At 63.0% G+C, this 19382-nt stretch carries 11 protein-coding genes and 1 pseudogene; all 12 read left to right on the top strand.

Annotation, left to right across the window (positions count from 1 at the left end):
* Positions 1-101: 101 nt before the first annotated feature.
* Positions 102-1163 (top strand): ABC transporter permease, encoded by a 1062-nt coding sequence (locus AC3EMP_RS13565; protein WP_023670725.1) that lies wholly within the window; start codon positions 102-104, stop codon positions 1161-1163.
* The gene (locus AC3EMP_RS13570; RefSeq protein WP_023670726.1) at positions 1160-1942 is read left to right on the top strand and encodes an ATP-binding cassette domain-containing protein; all 783 of its coding nucleotides are present in this window, start codon (positions 1160-1162) and stop codon (positions 1940-1942) included. Before AC3EMP_RS13565 ends, AC3EMP_RS13570 begins: the two co-directional genes overlap by 4 nt.
* Before the next feature lie 140 nt (positions 1943-2082).
* Positions 2083-4545: a glycogen/starch/alpha-glucan phosphorylase gene (locus AC3EMP_RS13575; RefSeq protein WP_352597366.1), complete on the top strand. Its 2463-nt coding sequence runs from the start codon at positions 2083-2085 to the stop codon at positions 4543-4545.
* Positions 4546-4615: 70 nt separating this feature from the next.
* Positions 4616-6829, top strand: a complete 2214-nt coding sequence (gene glgB / locus AC3EMP_RS13580) for a 1,4-alpha-glucan branching protein GlgB (RefSeq protein WP_023735557.1) — start codon at positions 4616-4618, stop codon at positions 6827-6829.
* Between the two features lie 84 nt (positions 6830-6913).
* Positions 6914-8179: a glucose-1-phosphate adenylyltransferase gene (glgC, locus tag AC3EMP_RS13585; protein ID WP_023670729.1), complete on the top strand. Its 1266-nt coding sequence runs from the start codon at positions 6914-6916 to the stop codon at positions 8177-8179.
* A 19-nt stretch (positions 8180-8198) separates the two neighbouring features.
* Positions 8199-9644, top strand: coding sequence for a glycogen synthase GlgA (gene glgA, locus AC3EMP_RS13590; RefSeq protein ID WP_352498450.1), 1446 nt, complete (start codon positions 8199-8201; stop codon positions 9642-9644).
* 3 nt (positions 9645-9647) lie between these two features.
* On the top strand, positions 9648-11276 hold the full coding sequence (locus AC3EMP_RS13595) for an alpha-D-glucose phosphate-specific phosphoglucomutase (protein WP_027050038.1): 1629 nt from the start codon (positions 9648-9650) through the stop codon (positions 11274-11276).
* A gap of 157 nt (positions 11277-11433) precedes the next feature.
* Positions 11434-13434: a glycogen debranching protein GlgX gene (glgX, locus tag AC3EMP_RS13600; RefSeq protein ID WP_352711156.1), complete on the top strand. Its 2001-nt coding sequence runs from the start codon at positions 11434-11436 to the stop codon at positions 13432-13434.
* Positions 13434-15083: a beta-galactosidase BglA gene (gene bglA / locus AC3EMP_RS13605; RefSeq protein WP_352711159.1), complete on the top strand. Its 1650-nt coding sequence runs from the start codon at positions 13434-13436 to the stop codon at positions 15081-15083. Before glgX ends, bglA begins: the two co-directional genes overlap by 1 nt.
* Positions 15084-15727: 644 nt before the next feature.
* Positions 15728-16873: pseudogene (locus tag AC3EMP_RS13610) on the top strand (peptide ABC transporter substrate-binding protein); the annotation flags it as partial.
* A 426-nt stretch (positions 16874-17299) separates the two neighbouring features.
* A complete protein-coding gene (locus tag AC3EMP_RS13615; protein WP_023684574.1) occupies positions 17300-18223 on the top strand; it encodes an ABC transporter permease subunit in 924 nt (307 codons plus the stop codon).
* 9 nt (positions 18224-18232) lie between these two features.
* Positions 18233-19360 (top strand): ABC transporter permease, encoded by a 1128-nt coding sequence (locus AC3EMP_RS13620; RefSeq protein WP_023743707.1) that lies wholly within the window; start codon positions 18233-18235, stop codon positions 19358-19360.
* The last annotated feature ends 22 nt before the right edge of the window (positions 19361-19382 follow it).

A 19382-nucleotide genomic window follows, 5' to 3' on the forward strand; every position in this document is an offset into this window, starting at 1 on the left:
GGCCGCTTCGGGTGGACGATGCGTCACGCGAATAATCCCGGCAGCAGACCGGACAGGCGCGAGCGGGTATCGGCATGGAGCTGAAGCCCAGGGGAGGAAACATGGCTCAAGCACAGGAATTCGAGAAGGTTCTCTCGAGCAGCGACACAAGCGTTGCCGCCTTTGACGAGCACAAATCGGCCGTCAAGCGCATCCAGCATTTCCTGCACTCCACGCCGGCGGCGGTGCCGCTGATTGTGCTGGTCCTGTCGATCGTAATTTTCGGCATCGCCATTGGCGGGCGTTTCTTCTCATCCTATACGCTGACGCTGATCCTGCAGCAGATCGCCATCGTCGGCATCCTCGGTGCCGCGCAGACACTGGTCATCCTGACCGCCGGCATCGACCTGTCGATCGGCGTGATCATGGTGATTTCAGCCGTGATCATGGGCAATTGCGCGGTCAGCTACGGCATGCCGGCCGTGCTCGCAGTGCCCATCGGGCTTGCCGCCGGCGCAGCCTGCGGCCTGCTTAACGGTTTGCTGGTCGCCTACATGAAGCTGCCGCCGTTCATCGTCACGCTCGGCACCTGGAACATCGTCATGGCGACCAACTTCATCTATTCGGCCAACGAGACGATCCGCGATACCGACGTCGACGCCCAGGCGCCGCTGCTGCATCTCTTTGCCCTGAGTTTCAAGATCGGCACGGCGGTGCTGACACTGGGCGTCATCGCCACGGTCGTGCTCGTTTTGATCCTCTGGTACGTGCTCAATCACACCGCCTGGGGCCGCCACGTCTACGCCGTTGGTGATGATCAGGAGGCGGCGAAGCTGTCTGGCATCCAGACCAAGAAGGTGTTGATGACGGTCTACACCCTTGCCGGGTTGATCGCAGCTTTCGCTGCCTGGGTTTCCATCGGCCGCAACGGCTCGATCTCACCGTCAGCCGCCGTCACCGACTACAACCTGCAGGCGATAACTGCGACGGTGATCGGCGGCATTTCACTGTTCGGCGGGCGCGGCTCAATTCTGGGCACGCTTTTCGGCGCGATGATCGTCGGTGTCGTCTCGATGGGCCTCAACATGCTGGGCGCCGATCCGCAATGGAAGGTGCTGCTCACCGGTGTGCTGATCATCGGCGCCGTGGCGATCGACCAATGGATCAGAAAGGTTTCGGCATGACCGTGGAACCCATCCTCACCGCGCGCGGCCTGATCAAGCGCTATGGCCGTGTCACCGCCCTCGACAATGCCGACTTCGACCTCTACCCCGGCGAAATCCTGGCCGTCATCGGAGACAATGGCGCCGGCAAATCATCGCTGATCAAGGCGATTTCCGGCGCCGCCGTGCCCGACGAAGGCGAGATCCGTCTTGAAGGCAAGGCTGTCGCTTTCAAATCGCCCATGGAGGCGCGCGAGGCGGGCATCGAGACGGTCTACCAAAACCTGGCTTTGTCGCCGGCCCTGTCGATCGCCGACAACATGTTCCTCGGCCGCGAGATCCGCAAACCCGGCTTCCTCGGCGACTGGCTTCGCATGCTCGACCGGCCGGCAATGGAAAAGCGCGCCCGCGACAAGCTGACCGAGCTTGGCCTGATGACCATCCAGAACATCAGCCAGGCGGTGGAAACACTGTCGGGCGGCCAGCGTCAGGGCGTGGCGGTGGCGCGCGCCGCCGCTTTCGGCAGCCGCGTGGTGATCATGGACGAGCCGACCGCGGCACTCGGCGTCAAGGAGAGCCGCCGCGTGCTGGAACTGATCCTCGATGTCAAGAAAAGAGGCCTGCCGATCGTGCTGATCTCGCACAACATGCCGCATGTCTTCGAGGTGGCCGACCGTATCCATATCCATCGGCTGGGACGTCGCCTCTGCGTCATCGATCCCAAGCAATATACCATGTCCGACGCCGTCGCCTTCATGACGGGAGCGAAGGTTCCGCCGGAGGCTGCACTCGCTGCCTGATCCGCTCGACGGATAAATTGCCGCAGGGGAACTGGCGGCATGCTGGTCTAAATCGATTGAACGTATGTTGCGATGCACTAGGATAGGCTGGGACTGAGAGCGAAAGCCGGTATGATCGCAGCACGATCACGAGAGGCAGTATGACGCGAACAATGACAGCCAAAGCCCCCGATCTCGAAATACCCGATCCCAAGACGCTGGCCGACGAAGTCTTGCTGGCTCTCAAATACCGGGTCGGCAAAGGCACCTCCGTTGCTACGCAATATGATTGGCTGACCGCCTCGATCAAGGTCGTGCGCGACCGCATCGTCGATCACTGGATGCAGGCGACGCAGGAGGCCTACGCCCAGCAGGAAAAGCGCGTCTATTACCTGTCGCTCGAATTCCTCATCGGCCGGCTTATGCGCGATGCCTTCTCCAATCTCGGCCTGATGGACAATATGCGCGAAGCGCTCAAGTCGCTGGGCGTCGACCTGGACCTCATCGCCGGGCTCGAACCGGATGCGGCGCTCGGCAATGGCGGTCTTGGCCGGCTCGCCGCCTGCTTCATGGAAAGCATGGCGACCGTCGACATTCCGGCCCACGGCTACGGCATTCGCTACGCCAACGGTATGTTCCGCCAGGAGATCCATGACGGCTGGCAGGTCGAACTGCCCGAAACCTGGCTCGACCACGGCAACCCCTGGGAGTTCGAGCGCCGCGAACGTGCCTTCGAGGTCGGCTTCGGCGGCTCGGTGGAATCGATCACCTCCAAGGATGGCCGGCTCGAGCGTCACGTCTGGAAGCCGACCGAGCATGTCCAGGCCGTCGCCTACGACACGCCGGTGGTCGGCTGGCGCGCCAACCGCGTCAACACGCTGCGGCTTTGGTCCGGCATGCCGGTCGATCCGATCCTGCTCGACAAGTTCAACGCCGGCGACCACATCGGCGCGCTGGCCGAAAGCAACAAGGCCGATGCCTTGTCGCGCGTGCTTTACCCCGCCGATTCCCACAAGGCCGGCCAGGAACTGCGGCTGCGGCAGGAATATTTCTTCTCCACCGCGTCGCTGCAGGACATCGTCCAGCGCCATCTCAGCCAGTATGGCGATCTCGCCTCGCTGCCCGACAAGGCGGCGATCCATCTCAACGACACCCATCCGGCGATCGCCGTGCCGGAGCTGATGCGCCTGCTGATGGACGTCCATGGCATGGATTTCGACCAGGCCTGGGATATTACCAAGCGCACCTTCGGCTACACCAACCACACGCTGCTACCGGAGGCGCTGGAAAGCTGGCCGGTGCCGCTGTTCGAACGGCTTTTGCCGCGCCATATGCAGATCGTCTACGCCATCAATGCGCAGGTTTTGCTTGAGGCCCGCGCCACCAACCAGTTTTCCAATGAGCAGATCAGCCGCATCTCGCTGATCCAGGAAAATGGCGACCGCCGCGTGCGCATGGGTAACCTGGCCTTTGTCGGCTCGCACTCGATCAATGGCGTGTCGGCGTTGCACACCGAGCTGATGAAGGAGACGGTGTTTGCCGATCTCCACAAGCTCTATCCCGATCGCATCAACAACAAGACCAACGGAATCACGCCACGCCGCTGGCTGATCCAGTGCAATCCAGGCCTCACCGCGCTCGCCCGCGCGGCGATCGGGGACCGTTTCCTCGACGACATCGACGCCATCAAGGGGCTCGAAGCCTTTGCCGGTGACGCCGCCTTCCGCGACAAGTTCGCCGCCGTCAAGCGCTCCAACAAGATCAAGCTCGCCAATCTGGTCGCCGACCGGCTCGGCATCAAGCTCGACCCGTCGGCGCTGTTCGACATCCAGGTCAAGCGCATCCACGAATACAAGCGCCAGCTGCTCAACATCCTGGAAGCGATCGCGCTCTACGACCAGATCCGCTCGCATCCCGAACAGGACTGGATGCCGCGCGTCAAATTCTTCGGCGGCAAAGCGGCGCCCAGCTACCACAATGCCAAGCTGATCATCAAACTGGCCAACGACGTTGCCAAGGTCATCAACAGCGACCCGTCGGTGCGCGGCCTGCTGAAAGTGGTGTTCGTGCCGAACTACAATGTCAGCCTGGCCGAGGTGATGATGCCGGCCGCCGACCTGTCCGAGCAGATTTCGACTGCCGGCATGGAGGCGTCGGGCACCGGCAACATGAAGTTCGCGCTGAACGGCGCCTTGACCATCGGCACGCTCGACGGCGCCAATGTCGAGATCACGGAATGCGTCGGCGACGACAACATCTTCATCTTCGGCCTGAGCACGGCGGAAGTCGCCGAGCGGCGCAGCAATGGCTACAACCCGCGCGCCGTGATCGAGGGCTCCCCTGAATTGGCGCAGGCTGTTGCCGCAGTATCGTCGGGCGTGTTCTCGCCCGACCAGCCGGATCGCTACCGCGAGCTGGTCGACGGTCTCTACAACAGCGATTGGTTCATGGTGGCGGCGGATTTCGACGCCTATGCCGCCGCCCAGCGCGATGTCGACGCCGTCTGGCGCAACAGCCCCGATTGGTACGCGCGCGCTATCCGCAACGTTGCCCGCGTCGGCTGGTTCTCTTCCGATCGCACGATCCGCCAATATGCGAAAGAAATCTGGAACGTGCCCGCCTGATATGATTGCATGAGGCCACGAGCAAAGGTCTTGTGCACAAGAACTGGTTCCCAGGGAGGGACACCGCCTGATGAAGAAACCGCGCGCGACCGCGACGACGAGCGGGTCGGACGGGCTGGCGTCAGCCGGCGATGTCGCCGCAATTGTTGCAGGCACGCATGGCGATCCTTTTGCAATCCTGGGCGTGCATGATGCCGGCAAGAGCCTGGTTGCCCGCTGCTTCGTCCCCAATGCCGAGTTCGTCACCGCATACACGCTGGCCGGCAAGAACGCCGGCGAACTCACGCGGCGCGACGACGCCGGTTTCTTCGAAGGCAGACTGTCGATCAAGAAGCGTCAGCCGCTGCGCTATCACGCCAAAAATGCCGGCGGCGACTGGTGGCTGACCGATCCCTATTCCTTCGGCCCGGTGCTCGGCCCGATGGACGATTACTATATCGCGCAAGGGTCGCACCTCAGGCTGTTCGACAAGCTCGGCGCCCATCTCCTCGACCATGAAGGCGCGTCGGGCGTCCATTTCGCCGTCTGGGCGCCCAATGCAAGGCGCGTCTCCGTGGTCGGCGACTTCAACGAATGGGACGGCCGCCGCCATACGATGCGCGACCGCCGCGACACCGGCATCTGGGAGCTGTTCATTCCCGATATCGGCGCCGGCCACCCCTATAAATACGAGATCATTGCCCCGGACGGCGTGCGCCTGCCGCTCAAGGCCGATCCGTTCGCCTTCAAGTCTGAACTACGCCCGGCCACAGCATCGGTGACGGCGGTGCCGCCGGCGCATGAATGGGGCGACGAGGCGCATCGCAATTACTGGCGAAAGGCCGATCCGCGGCGCGAAGCCATATCGATCTACGAGGTCCATGCCGGTTCGTGGCAGCAGCACGATGATGGCAGCTTCCTGTCATGGGACGAACTCGCCAACCAGCTCATCCCCTATGCTGTCGAGACTGGCTTCACCCACATCGAGTTCCTGCCGATCTCCGAACATCCCTATGACCCGTCATGGGGTTATCAGACAACCGGACTTTATGCCCCCTCGGCGCGCTTCGGCGACCCCGACGGCTTCGCCCGTTTCGTCGACGGTGCGCACCGCGCCGGCGTCGGCGTCATCCTCGACTGGGTGCCGGCGCATTTCCCGGTCGACGCGCATGGCCTCGCCAATTTCGACGGCACCGCACTCTACGAGCATGCCGATCCGCGCAAGGGTTTTCATCCCGACTGGAACACCGCGATCTATAATTTCGGCCGCCGCGAGGTGGTGTCGTTCCTCGTCAACAACGCGCTGTTCTGGGCCGAGAAATACCATGTCGACGGTTTGCGCGTCGATGCGGTGGCCTCGATGCTCTACCTCGATTATTCGCGCAAGGCCGGCGAATGGATCCCCAACGAGAAGGGCGGCCGCGAAAACCTCGAAGCGGTGTCCTTCCTGCAGAAGATGAACAAGGAGGTCTACGGCCACCATCCCGGCGTGATGACCATCGCCGAGGAATCGACCTCATGGCCGAAGGTCTCGGCGCCGGTGCATGAAGGCGGGCTGGGCTTCGGCTTCAAATGGAACATGGGCTTCATGCACGACACGCTGGAGTATTTCGCCAAGGAGCCGATCTTCCGCAAGCACCACCACAACGACCTGACGTTCGGATTGACCTACGCTTTCTCCGAGAATTTCGTGCTGCCGCTGTCCCATGACGAGGTCGTGCACGGCAAGGGCACGCTGCTCGGCAAGATGGCCGGCGACGACTGGCAGAAGTTCGCGACTTTGCGCGCCTTTTACGCCTTCATGTGGGGGTATCCCGGCAAGAAGCTGTTGTTCATGGGCCAGGAATTCGCCCAGCGCCGCGAGTGGAGCGAGGCGCGCGCGCTCGACTGGAACCTGCTCGACTTCCACCCGCATCGCGGCGTCTGGCAGACGGTGCGCGACCTCAACTATCTCTATCGCTCGCGCCCAGCGCTGCATGCACGCGACTGCGAGCCGGACGGCTTCTCCTGGCTGATCGTCGACGACAAGGAAAATTCGGTCTTCGCCTGGCTGCGCAGCGCGCCCGGCGGCAACCCGATCGCCGTCATTTCCAACTTCACGCCAGTGCCGCGCGACAATTATCGCGTGCCATTGCCCAAGGTCGGCAAATGGCGCGAAATCATCAACACCGACGCTTCGGACTACGGTGGTTCGGGCAAGGGCAATGGCGGTGTGGTCGAAGCCAGGGCGGAAGGAGGAGGCATTTCGGCAACGATGCTTTTGCCGCCGCTGTCGACGATCATGCTTGAACTCGTTGCGGACTAGGTCCGTCAACTCGTTTCGGATTAGGTCCGTCGACTCGTTGCGGACCGGGCGATGCTCCAGACTGGTAATTTGGGAGGGTAAAAAATGGCAGACTTGAAGAGAACCCAGCCGCTGGCGCGCGATGCCATGGCCTATGTGCTGGCCGGCGGCCGCGGCAGCCGGCTCAAGGAATTGACCGACCGCCGCGCCAAGCCGGCTGTCTATTTCGGCGGCAAGACGCGCATCATCGATTTCGCGCTGTCCAATGCGCTGAATTCCGGCATTCGCCGCCTCGGTGTCGCCACCCAGTACAAGGCGCATTCGCTGATCCGCCACCTGCAGCGCGGCTGGAACTTCCTGCGCCCGGAGCGAAACGAAAGCTTCGACATCCTCCCGGCCTCCCAGCGTGTCTCGGAAACCCAGTGGTATGAAGGCACCGCCGACGCCGTCTACCAGAACATCGACATCATCGAGGCCTATGGGCCCGAATACATGGTCATCCTGGCCGGCGACCATATCTACAAGATGGACTACGAGTTGATGCTGCGCCAGCACGTCGATGCCAATGCCGACGTCACCGTCGGTTGCCTCGAAGTGCCGCGCATGGAAGCGACCGGCTTCGGTGTCATGCATGTCGACGGCAAGGACAACATCATCGCCTTCGTCGAAAAGCCCGCCGACCCGCCCGGCATTCCCGACAAGCCGGAATTCGCGCTGGCCTCCATGGGCATCTATGTCTTCAAGACCAAGTTCCTGATGGAACAGCTGCGCCGCGATGCGGCCGAGCCAGGCTCCAGCCGCGACTTCGGCAAGGACATCATCCCCTACATCGTCCAGCACGGTAAGGCGATCGCGCATCGCTTCGCCAAATCCTGCGTGCGCTCGACGGCCGAGAACGAGGCCTATTGGCGCGATGTCGGCACGGTCGACGCCTACTGGGAAGCCAATATCGACCTGACCGACATTACCCCCGAACTCGACCTCTACGACCGTGACTGGCCGATCTGGACCTATGCCGAATTGAAGCCGCCGGCAAAGTTCGTGCATGACGAGGATGGCCGGCGCGGTTCGGCCGTGTCCTCGCTGGTCTCAGGCGATTGCATCGTCTCGGGTGCTTCGCTGAAGCGCAGCCTGATCTTCACCGGCGCGCGCATCAACTCCTATTCGACGCTGGAAGAGGTCGTCATGCTGCCCGACGTTCATGTCGGCCGGAACGCAAAGTTGAAGCGCGTCGTCATCGACCACGGTGTAAGGATACCGGAAGGGCTGGTGGTTGGCGAAGACCCTGTTCTCGACGCCAAGCGTTTCCGGGTTTCGGAAAAGGGCATCTGCCTGGTCACGCAGGACATGATCGACAAGCTGAAGCTGTAAGACGGGATACCATAGACGCATGCAGGTTCTGTCGGTCACGCCCGAAATATTCCCGCTGGTCAAGACCGGCGGACTTGCCGATGTGACCGGCGCATTGCCGATCGCGCTGGCCGCCAAGGGCGTGACCATGCGCACGCTCATCCCCGGCTTTCCCCAGGTGATGGACGCCTTCAAGAAAAAGAAGGCTGTCTACCAATACCCGCTGCTGCAGGGCGGCAAGGCTTCGGTCCATGCCGTCAAGATCGCCGGGCTCGACCTGTTCGTGCTCGACGCGCCGCATCTCTACGACCGTCCCGGCGGCCCTTACGGCAATGCGGCCGGCGCCGATTGGCCCGACAATTGGCGGCGTTTTGCTGCGCTGAGCCAGGTCGGTGGCGATATCGCCGGCGGCGCCATTTCCGGCTACCAGCCGGATCTCGTCCACGCCCATGACTGGCAGTCGGCGATGACGCTGGCCTATATGCGCTACGGCAAGGCGGTCGGCGTGCCGTCGCTGATCACGGTTCACAACCTTGCCTTCCAGGGTCAGTTCGGCGCCGGCATTTTTGGCGAGCTCGGCTTGCCGGCCGCGGCGATGGCGCTCGACGGCGTCGAATACTATGGCGGCGTCGGCTTCCTCAAGGCCGGCCTGCAGGCGGCCTGGGCGATCACCACGGTGAGCCCCACCTATGCCCAGGAAATCCGCTCGCCGGAATTCGGCATGGGCCTCGACGGCCTGATCAACATGCGCTCTTCCGACCTCTACGGCATCGTCAACGGCATCGACACCGACATCTGGAACCCGGAGACCGACAAGCATCTGGTGTCGGCCTACTCCGCCGCGACGCTCAAGGCTCGGCTTCCCAACCGGGCGGTTGTCGAGGACCGCTTCAGCCTCGAGCGCGACGACAGTCCGATCGTCTGCGTCGTCAGCCGGCTGACCTGGCAGAAGGGCATGGACATACTGGCGGCTGTGGTCGACGGCGTCGTCGCCACCGGCGCGCGGCTGGCGATCCTCGGCTCAGGCGACGCCGGCCTGGAAGGCGCGCTGCTGGCTGCCACCGCCCGCCATCGCGGCCGTGTCGGCGTCGTCGTCGGCTATGACGAGGGGCTTTCCCACACCATGCAGGGCGGCTGCGACGCCATCGTCATCCCGTCGCGCTTCGAGCCTTGCGGGCTGACCCAGCTTTACGGCCTACGCTATGGCTGCGTGCCGGTCGTCGCCCGCACCGGCGGCCTTGCCGACACCATCATCGACGCCAATGAAGCAGCGATCTCGGCCGGTGTCGCCACCGGCTTCCAGTTCGCGCCCAATAGTGGCGGCGCCATGCTGCACGCCATCCGCCGGCTGGTCGATGCGCATTCGAGCCCGGCCGTCTGGGAACAGATCCAGCGCCAGGGCATGAAGGCCGATGTCTCCTGGGACAAGAGCGCCGACAAATACGTTGAACTCTACCGCCTGCTGCTTTCGAAAAGGGTTGCCTGAAGCATGATCCGGACCGTCGCCACCAAACCCTATCTCGACCAGAAACCCGGCACGTCCGGCCTGCGCAAGAAGGTGCCTGTCTTTCAGCAGGAGCACTATGCCGAGAACTTCATCCAGTCGATCTTCGACGCGCTGGAGGGCTTTGAGCGCAAGACGCTGGTGATCGGCGGCGACGGCCGCTTCTACAACCGCGAGGTCATCGAGAAGGCCATCGCCATGGCGGCGGCCAACGGCTTCGGCAAGGTGATGGTCGGGCAGGGCGGCATATTGTCGACGCCGGCGGCGTCGCATGTCATCCGCAAATACAAGACCTTCGGCGGCATCATCCTGTCGGCCAGTCACAATCCGGGCGGCCCGCACGAGGATTTCGGCATCAAGTACAATGCCGGCAATGGCGGCCCGGCGCCGGAAAAGCTGACCGACGCGATCTTCGAAAAGACCAAGACGATTTCGAGCTTCAAGACCGCCGACATCGACCAGATCGACATCGATAAGATCGGCACGGTGACCGCCGGCGGCATGGCGGTCGAGATTATCGACCCGGTCACCGACTATGCCGAATTGATGGAGAGCCTGTTCGACTTCGACGCCATCCGCGCCAATTTCAAATACGGCTTCCGCATGCGCTTCGACGCCATGCATGCGGTCACCGGCCCGTATGCCAAGGAAATCCTCGAGCGCCGGCTCGGCGCGGAGAATGGCACCTGCCGCAACTACAAGCCGCTGCCGGATTTTGGCGGCCATCACCCGGATCCGAACCTGGTCCACGCCAAGCATCTCTATGACGAGATGATGGGACCGGATGCGCCCGATTTCGGCGCCGCTTCCGACGGCGACGGTGACCGCAATCTCATCATCGGCAAGGGCATTTTCGTCACCCCGTCGGATTCGGTGGCCATGCTTGCCGCCAATGCGCAATTGGCGCCGGGCTACAAGGACGGCCTCAAAGGCATCGCCCGCTCGATGCCGACCAGCGGCGCTGCCGACCGCGTCGCCGAAAAGCTCGGCATCGGCATCTACGAAACGCCGACCGGTTGGAAGTTCTTCGGCAATCTGCTCGATGCCGGCATGGCAACGATCTGCGGCGAGGAAAGCGCCGGCACCGGCTCGAACCATGTCCGTGAAAAGGACGGGCTGTGGGCGGTGCTGTTGTGGCTGAACATCCTGGCCGTGCGCGGCGAAAGCTGCAAGGACGTCGTTACCGAACATTGGGCGACCTACGGCCGCAATTACTATTCACGTCATGACTATGAGGAGGTCGAAACCGAGCGCGCCAACGCCCTGGTCGACGAGTTGCGCGCCAAGCTGACCTCGCTGCCCGGCACCAGCGTGCGCGGCCTGAAGATCGCCAATGCCGACGACTTCGCCTATCACGATCCGGTCGACGGTTCGGTGAGCAAGAACCAGGGCATCCGCATCCTGTTCGAAGGCGGCTCGCGTGTCGTGTTTCGTTTGTCCGGCACCGGCACGTCGGGTGCTACGCTGCGCGTCTACATCGAGCGCTACGAGCCGGACAGAGCGCGGCATGATCTCGACACGCAAGAGGCGCTCGCCGACCTGATCGCGGCTGCCGATGATATCGCCGGGATCAAGAGCCACACCGGGCGCAACAAGCCGAGCGTGATTACTTGAGGGTGGTGACGTCTTTACCCTCGCCCTTGTGGGGAGGGTCGATCCGCGCAGCCGCTCGGGTTGGGGGTGCTCGTAAAGCGCTTTCCCCGCGCCGACCCCCACCCCGCTCACTTCGTTCGCGACCCTCCCCACAAGGGGGAGGGTGGAGGATGCGCCGATGACCCAGCTCGGCGCAACGGTCACTCCCGAAGGCATCCGCTTCGCCGCCTGGTCGTCGTCCGCGCGGCGCCTGTGGGTGTCGATCTTCGACGACACCGGCGCCCGTGAAATCGACCGGCTCGAACTTCAGCCGGAAGGCGAGGGCGTCCATGCGCTGTTCGTCGCCGGCCTTGCCGCGGGTACGCGCTACGGCTTTCGCGCCGACGGCGAATATGCGCCGGAGCGCGGGCTGTGGTTCGATCCCGACAAGCTGCTCACCGATCCCTACGCCGTCGAAATCGACCGGCCCTACCAGCATCATTGGCGGCTTGCCGCCCGGCGCAACGAAGGCGCCGACACCGCGCCACTGATGCCGAAGACCATCGCGCGGGCTCAACCGAAGCCGCTGCCGGCCAAGCCGCCTTTGTTCCAGCCAGGCGGCCTGATCTACGAACTCAACGTCCGCTCCTTCACCAGGCTGCATCTGGACGTACCGGAAGCGCAGCGCGGCACCATTGCCGCACTTGCGCATCCGGCCATCCTCGAACACCTCAGAAAGATCGGCGTCTCCGCCGTTGAGCTAATGCCCGTGACGGCATGGATCGATGAGCGCCATCTACCGCCGCTCGGCCTCAGCAACGCATGGGGCTACAACCCAGTCACCTTCATGGCGCTCGATCCGCGGCTGGCGCCGGGCGGCCTCGCCGAATTGCGCGATACGGTGGGGGTGCTGCGCAAGGCTGGCATTGGCACCATCCTCGATCTCGTCTTCAATCATACCGGCGAAAGTGACCGGCTCGGGCCGACGCTGTCGCTGCGCGGCCTCGACAATCAAGCCTACTACCGCAGCGAGCCGGACGGCAGGTTGGCCAACGATACCGGCACCGGCAATACCATCGCCTGCGACCATCCGGTCGTTCGCGACATGGTACTCGACACGCTGCGCCATTTCGTCCGCCAAGCCGGCGTCGACGGTTTCCGCTTCGACCTGGCGCCGGTCCTCGGTCGCGTCGATGGCGCATTCGATCCGGCAGCCCCGTTGCTCGAAACCATCGCAACCGATCCCATCCTTGCCGACAGGGTGCTGATCGCCGAGCCCTGGGACATCGGCCCGAATGGCTATCAGCTCGGCAATTTCCGGCCGCCTTACCTCGAATGGAACGACCGCTACCGCGACGACGTCAGGCGCTTCTGGCGCGGCGATGCCGGCACGGTCGGTGCGCTGGCGACAAGGCTCGCCGGCTCCTCCGATGTGTTCGGCAGGGAGGGCCAATCCGCCAGCCGCACGGTCAACTTCATCGCCGCGCACGATGGCATGACGCTGGCCGATATCGTCGCTTATGAAGCCAAGCACAACCAAGCCAATGGCGAGAAGAACCGCGACGGCCACAATGAGAACCTGTCCTGGAACAACGGCGTCGAGGGCGAAACCTCGGACAAGGTGATTGCCGAGGCCCGTTCCCATGATCGCTTCGCGCTGCTCGCCACTCTGTTTGCCTCGCGCGGCACCATCATGCTGACGGCCGGCGATGAATTCGGCCGCACGCAAGGGGGCAACAACAACGCCTATGCGCAGGACAACGCCATCACCTGGCTCGACTGGGCCGGGCGCGACGTCGGGCTGGAAGCCCATGTGTCGGCGCTCGCAGCTCTGCGCGGCGCGGTGCCGGCGCTTTCCGATACGCGCTTCCTGACCGGAGAGCCGCCGGACGGTTCTGATGTGCCCGACGTCGCCTGGCTGACCGAGACCGGCGCGCTGCTCAGCGAAGCCGACTGGAACGATGGCTCGCGCCATCGCCTCGTCATGCTGCTCGGCGATGGCGGGGAAGGCCGCCTGGCTGTGATCGTCAATGGCGATCGCCGCCAATGCGTCTTCACGCTGCCCGCGCGGCAAGGGTTTGAATGGCAGCCGGCTGTTGAAGCGCAAGCGGTCGACCTCGCGCGGCCGCTGCCCGGCCGCAGTGTCAGTTTCATGATCGAGCGCCGGACCGCAAAGGCCCGCGCCAGGAAGGGTCCGTAATGGCCGACGACAATGCCCAGCCGGGACCCGAACAGAGCGCCGACTGGTGGCGCGGCTGCGTCATCTACCAGATCTATCCTCGCTCCTTCCAGGACACCACCGGCGACGGCAGCGGCGACCTCTCAGGCATCACCTCACGGCTGGCGCACGTCGCCTCGCTCGGCGTCGACGCCGTCTGGCTGTCGCCCTTCTTCAAATCGCCAATGGCCGATATGGGCTACGACGTCTCCGACTATCAGGCGGTCGATCCGATGTTCGGCACGCTCGACGACTTTGACGCGCTGGTTGCCGAGGCGCACAGGCTCGGCCTGAAGGTGATCATCGATCAGGTGTTGTCGCACTCCTCCGACAAGCACGAATGGTTTGTAGAGAGCCGTGCCAGCAAGGATAATCCCAAGGCTGACTGGTATGTCTGGGCCGACACCAGGCCGGACGGCAACGCGCCCAACAACTGGCTGTCGGTCTTCGGCGGCCCGGCCTGGGAGTGGGACGCGACCCGCCGGCAATACTACATGCACAATTTCCTCGCCTCGCAGCCGGACCTCAGCTTCCACAATCCTGAGGTTCAAGACGCGTTGTTGCAGACGGTGCGGTTCTGGCTCGAGCGCGGCGTCGACGGCTTCCGCCTGGATACGGTCAACTACTATGTCCACGACCGCTGGCTGCGCAGCAACCCGCCGCTGGCGTCGAGCGTCGCCGGCACCAACGGCGAAACCAACACCTATCTCTTCCAGGAGCACCTGTTCGACAAGACGCAACCGGAAAACCTCGACTTCCTCAGGCGCTTCCGCGCTTTGCTCGACGAATATGACGGCCGCGCCAGTGTCGGCGAGGTCGGCGACGAAGGCCGTTCCCTGCAGACGCTGGCCGCCTACACATCCGGCGGCGACAAGCTCAACATGTGCTACACCTTCGACCTGCTCGGCCAGCAATTCTCAGCCGCCCATGTGCGCGGCTGTGTCGAGGCCTTCGAGGCAGCTGTCGCCGACGGCTGGGTCTGCTGGGCGTTCTCCAACCACGATGTCGTGCGCCATGTCAGCCGCTGGACGCGGCCGGGCGGCGATCCAGATGCGGTGGCGACATTCGCTATCGCTTTGCTCTCCTGCCTGCGCGGCTCGATCTGTCTCTACCAAGGCGAAGAGCTTGGGCTGGAGGAGGCGGAACTGACCTTCGAGGATCTGCGCGATCCCGTCGGCATCCGTTTCTGGCCGGGGGTAAAGGGCAGGGACGGCTGCCGCACACCGATGGTCTGGGAAGCGGGCGCCGACAATGCCGGTTTTTCCTCGGGAAAACCCTGGCTGCCGGTGCCGGAAAGCCACCGCGCTCGGGCGGTCGATATCCAGAACGCCGACGACAAGTCCGTGCTCGCCGGCTACCGGACGATGCTCGCCTTGCGCAAGGCGCATCTGGCGCTGGTCAAGGGCCCGATCCGCTTTCTTGATGCCGACGGCGATGTCCTTGCCTTCATCCGGCAGGGTGAGGACGCGATATTGCTCTGCGTCTTCAATTTCGCCGACAAGCCGGCCGACTGGCGGCTGCCGCCGGATCTCCAGCCTGTCGAGACGATCGCTCAGGGTGGCGGTGCCGTCCTGCAGGAGGAGGGGCTGTTGCTGCCGGCCCTGGGCTGGTTTGTCGGCAAGGTAGGCTGATCTTTCAGGGACGCCGTCCGGCGTCAACAAAGATCGTGTCCGCATGCAACCGTGCCGAGTGATCCGTGCAACGCCACCGGCGCCATGTTTTTCATTTTCGGGCTTCTTCGGTACTTTCGTCGAGCTTGGCCACGAACGGCATTCCTGGAATATTTCCAGATGGTTGCGCTAATGACAACTGCTGAGGGCAAAACGCAAAATTACAGCACAACCGCAAGCTGCACCCAATTGAACCTGGTAATATAGATTAGCTATGGCTGGTTTAGGGTGAGGATGCTCACTTAGCGTCAAGCAAGACTCGGTTGAAATAATATTTCCGTCTGTCTAGTCTCCTGCCACCAGCTGCCGGAACGGGAACCGGCGGCGCGCTCGAAGGGGCCAGAAATCGGTTCCGGGGCGTCAACACTCGTAAGGCGCAGCCGATGGGCAGCGCCACAGGGAGAGACTTCATGCTGAAAAATATGCTGAAGGCGACGCTTGTCGCCGCGACCATGACCTTTGCCGCAGGCACGTTCCTGACGCCGGCCCTTGCCGAGACCGTCTATAACAGAGGCAGCGCCGCCGAAGCGGAGACGGTCGATCCGCACAAGACCTCGACCGTCTACGAAGCCGATATCATACGCGACCTGTTCCAGGGACTGGTCATGCACGATCAGAAGACGAACCTCATCCCGGGCGCCGCCGAAAGCTGGACGGTATCTGATGACGGCACCGTCTACACCTTCAAGCTGCGCAAGGACGGCTTGTGGTCGGATGGCAGCCCGGTGACGGCGGACGACTTCGTCTATTCCTTCCGTAGGCTGGAGGATCCGGCGACCGCCGCCGAATACGCTTCCATGCTCTATCCCGTGAAGAACGCCGAGGAAGTCAACACCAAGAAAGGCAAGCCCGAGGACATGGGCGTCAAGGCGATCGACGCCAACACCCTGGAAGTGACGCTGAAGGCGCCGACGCCATACTTCCTGGAGATGCTGACCCACCAAGCTACCTATCCGGTCAACAAGGCCTCGATCGACAAGCTCGGCGCCGACTGGATCAAGGCGGGCAATCTCGTTTCGAACGGCGCCTATACATTGGCCGAGTGGATTCCCAACGACCACATGAAGCTGGTCAAGAATCCGAAATTCTGGGATGCCGCGACCGTCAAGATGGACGTCGTCAACTACATCCCGACCGAAGACCGCTCTTCGGCGATGAAGCGCTTCGAGGCAGGCGAACTCGACAGCTACGGCGACCTGCCGACCGAACAGCTCGCTGACCTCAAGACCAAGTTCGGCGATCAGGTCCGCGTCGGACCGTATCTCGGCACCTATTATTACGCGATCAAGACCGACAAGGCGCCCTGGGACAATGTCGAGCTGCGCAACGCCATCTCGATGGCGATCGACCGCGACTTCCTGGCCGAAAAGGTCTGGCAGAATTCCATGCTGCCCGGCTATTCGATGGTGCCTCCGGGCATCGCCGGCTACACGCCGGCAATGGCCAAATACGCCGACATGCCGCAGATCGACCGCGAGGACGCCGCCAAGAAGATCCTTGAGAAACTCGGCTATACGCCCGAGCATCCGCTGAAGATGGAGATCCGCTACAACACCTCGGAAAACCACAAGAACACCGCGGTTGCCATCCAGGAACAGTTGAAGCCGCTTGGCGTCGAGATCACGCTGCTGAACACCGATACCAAGACCCACTATTCCTTCCTCGAGCAGAAGGGCAACTACGACGTGGCGCGTGCCGCCTGGATCGCCGACTACAAGGATCCCGAGACCTTCCTCGGCATCACCCGCAAGGCCAGCGGCAACAACTATTCGAGCTACGTCAGCCCGGCATATGAGGCGGCCATGGACAAGGCCGCGGCTGCCGGCGGCAAGCCGGAAGAGCGCATGAAGGACCTCACCGAGGCCGAGCGCATCCTTGTCGATGACGTCGGCAACATTCCGCTTCTCTACTACAGCTTCCACGATATCGTTTCCTCGAAGCTGCATGGCTTCGATGACAATGTGATGGACATCCATCCGTCCCGCTTCGTCTCCAAGGACTGATAATCATCCTTGACTGGACCGCCCCGCCCCCTCCGGGCGGGGCGGACTGGTCGGTCATCGCACCGGTCCGAAAGTCGTGGTCGATTTTCGGCAAGCCCGGTGCGAAGATTTGGCGCCGGAGCGTGGCAATGCGTCCGCATGGACGTATGTCGCTCTGGCCGAAGCGGGGCGCCGATGCTGCGATACATCTTACGGCGGCTTCTGACCGCCATTCCGACGCTGTTCGTCATCGTGACCATGGCGTTCTTCCTGATACGCGTCGCACCGGGCGGCCCCTTCAATCAGGAGCGGGGCCTCAGTCCCGAGATCAGGGCCAATCTGGAAGCACAGTTCGGCCTCGACGATCCGCTCTGGCTGCAATATGCCCACTATCTCGGCAATCTTCTGCGCGGCAATTTCGGGCCGAGCTACAATTTGCCTGACTTCACCGTCACCGAACTGTTTGCCAAGGGGCTGCCGATATCGGTCCAGCTCGGCACCTCGGCGCTGATCCTGGCGCTGCTGCTTGGTTCGGTGCTCGGCACCATCGCCGCGCTCAACCAGAACAAGCTTGGCGACTATACGGTGATTGCGCTGGCGACCGCCGGCAGCACTATCCCCACCTTCGTCATCGCTCCTGTGATTCAGCTGGTGTTCGGATTGACCTGGAAGCTGTTGCCGATCGGCGGCTGGGGTGATGGCGCATTGATCAACAAGATCGGCCCGGTGCTGACGCTGGCCTTGCCGCAGATCGCCATCGTTGCCCGCCTGATGCGCGGGTCGATGATCGAGAGCTTGCGTTCGCATCATATCCGAACGGCGCGTGCGCTCGGCCTCTCCGACTGGTCGGTGGTGGTCAAGCACGCGCTGCGCGGCGCCATCCTGCCGATCGTTTCCTTCACCGGTCCGGCAGCCGCGGCGCTGCTCACCGGTTCGGTCATCGTCGAGACCATCTTCTCCATTCCCGGTGTCGGCCGCTATTTCGTCGATGCCGCGCTCAACCGCGACTACACGCTGGTGATGGGGACCGTGGTGGTGATCGCGCTCTTCACCATCGTCTTCAACCTGATCGTCGACGTCATGTACGCGGTCGTCGACCCGAGGGTACGCTATGACTGAGGGTGCGCTATGACTGACATCACAGCCGCCGCCGCTCCGCCGGCCGTCGTCGGCCGCTCGCTCTGGGGCGACGCATGGGCGCGCCTCAAAGCCAACCGCGCCGCCATGTTCAGCCTCTATTACCTGGCCTTCATTGGCGTCATCAGCATCTTCGGCCCCTGGTTCGTGCCGCATCAGTACACCACCATCTATGCCGACTATGTGCGCACGCCGCCAAGCTTTTCAGCCTATCCGAAGCCCGACATGATCGAGACGGCGCTCAAGGATGCCGTCAAGCGCATGCGCGTCGACATCAAGGAGTGGAAACTGGACGGCAGTCGCGTCACCGTCACCGTCACCTCGACCAAACCGATCGACGACCGCAACATCCGCTATCTTGACCGCTCCGATGCCTTCGACGATACCAAGATAGAGAGCAAATCGGCCGACGGGCTCGAATTGACTATGACTGCGTCGGTCAAACAGCAGTACTTCCTGTTCGGCACCGACAACACCGGTCGCGATCTTCTCTCGCGAACGCTGATGGCAGGGCGCATCTCGCTGGCCATTGGCCTGCTTGCCGGCATTGTCGCCGTGGTCATCGGCGTCCTCTACGGGGCGGCGGCCGGCTTTTCCGGCGGCAAGATCGACGAGGTGATGATGCGCATCGTCGACGTGCTCTATTCCTTGCCCTTCATTTTCTTTGTCATCATGCTGGTGGTGTTCTTCGGCCGCAATTTCGTGCTGATGTTCCTGGCGGTCGGGGCGGTGCTGTGGCTCGACATGGCGCGCATCGTGCGCGGCCAGGCGCTGTCGATCCGGCGGCAGGAGTATGTCCAGGCGGCCGAAGCCATGGGCGTCGGCCAGCGCGGCATCCTGCTGCGCCATGTCATCCCCAATCTGCTCGGACCAGTGGTGATCTACATGACGCTGCTGGTGCCGCAGGTCATCATCCTGGAAAGTTTCCTGTCCTTCCTCGGCCTTGGCGTGCAGGAACCGATGACCAGCTGGGGCGTGCTCATCTCCGTCGGCGCCAAGAACATCGGCACCGCCAACTGGCTGCTTTTGTTCCCCGCCTTCTTCCTCGTGTCGACGCTGTTTGCACTGAACTTCGTCGGCGACGGCCTGCGCGACGCGCTCGATCCGAGAGACCGATGAAGATGGGACCGATAAAGATGGG

The organism is Mesorhizobium sp. P160219 (genome assembly GCF_057786095.1).